Below are 2177 nucleotides of genomic sequence, written 5' to 3' on the forward strand. Positions count from 1 at the left end.
GTAAAATTCGCTACCATAGATTCAAAACCACCAAAATTTCTGTACCCTACTTTATGCATCAACTGACCATCTATACCTCTTATAGCTGCACCTCCGCCAGTTTGTGTAATACAGGCGTTAGTTCCACACAAAGTAGAATTAAACGGAGCTGACACAACACTTGACATTGGGCTGATAACTGACAGAGCAGGTGTTGTAAAATTAGGTGTATATGTAAATGTAAATACACTGTCCACATCTAGTGGATCAGGTGTATCTGAATCATCCTGAAAGAAAGTAAATAATCCACTTTGATTTGAAGCTGCCGGCCCTTCCTGATGAACAGAAAGCATTGTAAAGGCACGGTTAGCAACATTCGGTCCAACACTGTTATCAAATCTAAAGCTTACCACATTTGCGGTTGCAGCCCCTGCAATCATTGCAGCCCTGTCAAATGCATATATAGAGCTGCCCACATAACCCGGCTGAAAATCATGAGTAATTCCATAATAGGCGTTATGCCAAACAGAATAGTGAGGATAATCAGGAAAATAAGCAAAATTGTAAGAATACACTTTATAAGCACCAGTTGGATCCGGGGTTACAGAAACTGCAAATCTCAGATCATTGGTACTCGAAAATTCTGTAAGTATCCACCTGTCTGCAATTTGGTCATACATTACAACCGGATCTCCAGCACCACTCAAACCAGTTATAGTACTTAAAACTGTTTGAGCTAAAACCTGAACACCCGCCTTGTTCCAAATTTTAAATAAAGAACCACTGCTGTGGTTTATTATTTGAATAACGTGATTTGGACCAACTGCAAGATTATTATCAGATGGCGCAAAGCCCGTAGCAAAAAGGCCATCAAAATTTTGATTAATTACTGCAGAAGAAGCTGTTGGTGAAGAAGGGCTATTACCAGTTTGTAATGCCATATCTTTCGCAACTTTGCTTGCAAAACGATTTTTTTCTTTATTAACATATTTTTCTTTTACAACCCCAATCACTCCAAACTCATCCCGTGTTTTAAGAAGTGGTTCTCCATACATCGAATTCTTATCAAGATCCGATATTTTGGGCGTTGTTCGTATTAGCTTACCCACTACTGTGGTAAACTTAGAGCTTTGCTGTGCAAATCCGAAGCTGCAAAACAGCATCAGCATCAACCCTGTAAAAAAAAGTCGGGTAAAATTTCTCATAATTAATAGTTGTTAGTTTTTGTAATTAGTAGCTTTAAGTAAATAGTTTATAGTCTGAATTTTTAAGGGTAAGTTAGTTTTGGTTTTACAAAAAGGATTATTCAGGACACACTATAAATTGGAAATAACAAAATAAAACATTGTTACTAAAATAAAATAGAAATGGAAAATTACATCATTTTATATTTTGCACCAACAATTTTTTATTGATTTTTTTTTGTTCTAGAATTTAAATCCTTTTTGAGGTACATAATTTATATAAAAGATCGCCTTTTATTGTTAATGCCTGATCTTGTATATTAATGTTATCTTTTCATATTAAGGAAATACCTGTTTCTTATTAGTAAAATTAATTTTGCATTTAAAGAAAATTATAATGATTGCACTTTGCTTAAGATTATGAGAAAGGCGATTGGTAGCTACATTTATAGTGAGTAACTTTTAAATTATCCTTATTTTTTTGACATTCCCACTATCTCGCCCTACCTTTGCACCCTGAAAAAATAAGCCTCATAATAAACAATTAATTGATATTTTATGGTAGAAATTAAACCTGATGAAATTTCGGCGATTCTTCGTCAGCAATTAAGCAACTTTAATGCCTCAGCAAGCCTTGAAGAAGTAGGGACAGTATTGCAGGTGGGTGATGGAATTGCCCGTGTATATGGCCTTAATAATGTACGTAGCGGCGAATTGGTTGAATTTGACAATGGTGTAAAAGCAATTGCCTTAAACCTTGAAGAAGATAATGTGGGTGTGGTATTGATGGGTGACAGCAGCGAAATTAAAGAAGGGGATAAAGTAAAACGTACTGGCCAAATTGCCTCTATTAAAGTAGGTGAAGGTATGAGCGGCCGTGTTATTAATACATTGGGTGAACCAATTGATGGTAAAGGCCCATTAAAAGGTGAATTGTATGAAATGCCTTTGGAGCGTAAAGCACCGGGTGTAATTTTCAGGGAGCCGGTTAAAGAACCCTTGCAAACAGGTATT

1 protein-coding gene and 1 pseudogene are annotated in these 2177 nt (G+C 35.9%); one reads left to right on the forward strand and one right to left on the reverse strand.

What is annotated here, in order from left to right; all coding sequences use genetic code 11:
- A partial coding sequence (locus ACY651_RS13895; protein WP_462253755.1) for a hypothetical protein occupies positions 1 to 1184 on the reverse strand: 1184 nt, incomplete at its 3' end.
- A gap of 537 nt (positions 1185 to 1721) precedes the next feature.
- Here ACY651_RS13895 and ACY651_RS13900 point away from each other — a divergent pair.
- Positions 1722 to 2177: pseudogene (locus ACY651_RS13900) on the forward strand (F0F1 ATP synthase subunit alpha); the annotation flags it as partial.

Source organism: Ferruginibacter sp., assembly GCF_031391665.1.
Lineage (GTDB): Bacteria > Bacteroidota > Bacteroidia > Chitinophagales > Chitinophagaceae > Ferruginibacter.